Below are 3,144 nucleotides of genomic sequence, written 5' to 3'. Positions count from 1 at the left end.
CCGCGACACCACCCCGCCCCCGCCGCGTCGACCACCCGGCCGGCGACCCGGCCGCCTCGGCTACGCCGGGCCCGGCGGCGGCCGGTGGTCCTGGATCGAACCACCCACCGAGTACCGGGGCACGACGGTGCAGGTGTGCGGGCTGTTCCCGTTCGGCACCGGCGCGTCGACGCCGATGATCGGCGTGCCGGTCGGCCGGCACCTCTACACCGGCTCGGCGGTGTGCTTCGACCCGATCTCCTGGTACACGAGAGCGAGGTTGATCAACAACCCGTCCGTGTGGATCGAGGGTGAGCCCGGCATGGGCAAGTCCACCGCCGTGCGCCGCATGGTCCTCGGTCTCACCGCCCAGGGCGTCACGCCGCTGATCCTCGGCGACCTCAAACCCGACTACGCCGAGCTGGTCCGCGCCCTGGGTGGGCAGGTGCTGCGGGTCGGGCCCGGCCTGGACCGCATCAACCCGCTCGACGCGGGCCCGTGGCGGCAGGTCCTGGACCGCGTCGACGAGCGCACCGGCGCGGTCGTCCGTGCGGCCGTGACGGACCGGCGGCTGAACATGCTGGTCGCCCTGGCCACCCTGATCCGGCGCGGGCCTGTCAGCTCCGACGAGACCACCGTCCTCGCTGCCGCGCTGCGCTACCTCGCCGAGCGGGAGACCGACACCCAGCCGGTGCTCTCCGATGTCCTGCGCGTCATCCGCGACGCCCCTGCTGAGGTGCGGGCGGTGACGCTCTGGCAGGAAGAGCAGGACATCCCCCGCTTCCGCGAGGAGACCAACGGGCTGCACCGCACTCTGCTGGCGCTGCTGCACGGCCCGCTCGGGAGCACCTTCGAGGGGCAGACCACCACCGCGATCCGGCTCGACACCCCGGCCGTGTGCGTCGACATCTCCGGCATCGACGACACCGACGAGCTACGCACCGCCGCCACCCTCCTAAGCACGTGGAGCTACGGGTTCGCCCAGGTGGAAGCCGCGCACCTGCTGGCCGACCTCGGCCTCGCCCCCGCGAGAACGTTCTTCACCGTGCTCGACGAGTTGTGGCGGGCGCTGCGGGTCGGGCACGGCCTGGTCGACCGCGCCGACGGCCTCACCCGACTCAACCGGCAGAAAGGCACCGGCACCGCGTTCATCACCCACAGCTTGGCCGACCTGGAGGCGCTGCCCACCGCCCACGACCGGGCCAAAGCCCGCGGCTTCGCCGAACGTTCCGCGGTGCTGATGATCGGGCCATGCTCGGAGCAGGAACTCGACGCCGTCTCCCGCGTGCGGCCGTTGTCGCAGGCCGAACGGCGTGAGGTGCTGTCCTGGTCGGCGCCGCCGTCCTGGGCCGCCGAGGGCAGCGAGACCGTCGGTCGCGGGAACTTCCTCATCAAGGTCGGCTCCCGGCCGGGCATCCCCGTGCACCTGGAACCCACCGAGGTGGAGAAGCAGCTCGGCAACACCGACTTCCGCTGGACGATGACATGAGCCGGCCCGCAGGGCCGCGCGGCGGCCACGACGACGCCGGCCTGATCGTCGGCGGCGTCGCCGCCCTGGTCCTGGTCCTCGCCGGCACAGTGTGGCTGCCGGTCGTGCTCACCCGGCCGCCCGGCTACACCGGCGGCCACCCCATCCAGGTCGCCCTCGCGGTGCTGCGCGCAGACATCACCTGGACCACCGCCTGCACACTCGTCGCCATCGCCCAGGTCGTCGTCCTGCTGCTGCTGACCACGGCGGTGGTCGCCCTCAGGCGGTGGATCGGCCGGCGTCGCACCCGGGTCGACTCCGCCGCCCGCCGCATGGCCACCCGCAAGGACCTCACCCACCTCGGGCCGAAGGGTGTCGCCGACAGCGGCCGGCGGCTGCGGCCCAGCCTCGCCGACGTCGACCGGCCCGACCCCGACCAGCTCGGCGTGCTCATCGGGCACACCGTCGCCGGTGGGATGCCGCTGCGCCAGTCCTGGGAGGACATGGCCGTCGACATCTGGGGCCCCCGCACCGGCAAAACCACCAGCCGGGCCATCCCCGCCATCGTCGCCGCCCCCGGGCCGACCCTGGTCACCAGCGTCAAAGGCGACATCGTCGACGCCACCCGCGACATCCGCGCCGCCCGCGGCACCGTGTGGGCGTTCGACCCGCAGCACATCCTCGGCACCGAGCAGGGCATGTGGTGGAACCCGCTGCGGGCGGTGGCCACCATCACCGACGCCCGCCGCCTGGCCGAGCACTTCGCCGCCGCCGAACGCGAACCCGGCGTCAGCCGCGACGCCTTCTTCGACCCCAGCTCCGAGGAACTGGTCGCTAACCTGCTCCTCGCGGCGGCCGTGTCCGGCCGGGACATCCTCGCCGCCTACCGGTGGGCGGTCAGCCCCCGCGACGACGAACCAGCGATGCTGCTGCGCGAGCACGGCTTCGCGCTGCCCGCCGACGCCGTCTCCGGCGTGGTCAACATGCCCGACAAGACTCGCGGCGGCATCTACGCCGGCGCGCAGAAGATGCTCATGTGCCTCACCGAACCGGCCGTCACCGCCTGGGTCACCCCACCCACCCGCGCCGGGGTCACCGAGTTCGACCCGGCCGCGTTCGTCACCAGCACTGACGTGCTGTATCTGCTGTCCCAGGGCGGGCCCGGCTCCCCCGCCCCGCTGGTCGCCGCGCTCACCGACGCCGTCCTCCGCGCCGGCGAACTACGCGCCCGCGCCTCCGCCGGCCGCCGCCTGGACCCGCCGCTGCTGAGCATCCTCGACGAGGCCGCCAACATCTGCCGCCTGCGGCAGCTCCCCAACCTCTACTCCTACTACGGCTCCCACGGCCTACCGATCATCACGATCCTGCAGTCCTACCCCCAAGGCGTCGACGTGTGGGGGCGCGAGGGCATGCGCAAACTGTGGTCGGCGGCGAACGTGCGCACCTACGGCGGCGGCGTCGCCGACCCCGACTGGCTCGAAGAACTCTCCAAACTCATCGGCGAACACGACGTCGCCACCCGCTCGACCAGCAGCAGCGGATCCGGCTGGGGACAACGCTCCGTCTCCCACTCCACCCGCCGCCAACGCATCCTCGACGTCTCCGACCTGCACGCCCTACCCCGCGGCCGGATGGTCGTCTACGCCTCCGGCGCCCCACCCGCGCTCGCCCGCACCTGTCTCTTATACACTCCTACG

Annotated in this window: 2 protein-coding genes; both read left to right on the top strand. The window is 72.8% G+C overall.

All coding sequences use genetic code 11. The annotated features are described in order from the left end of the window. The coding region (locus E1182_RS29950; RefSeq protein WP_132271094.1) for an ATP/GTP-binding protein at positions 1 to 1,468 on the top strand (1,468 nt) is incomplete at its 5' end. Next, the coding region (locus E1182_RS29945; RefSeq protein ID WP_132271091.1) for a type IV secretory system conjugative DNA transfer family protein at positions 1,465 to 3,144 on the top strand (1,680 nt) is incomplete at its 3' end. The genes E1182_RS29950 and E1182_RS29945, both read left to right, overlap by 4 nt.

Source organism: Micromonospora sp. KC721, assembly GCF_004348355.1.
Lineage (GTDB): Bacteria > Actinomycetota > Actinomycetes > Mycobacteriales > Micromonosporaceae > Micromonospora.
This window is presented reverse-complemented; position numbering and strand designations above follow the sequence as displayed.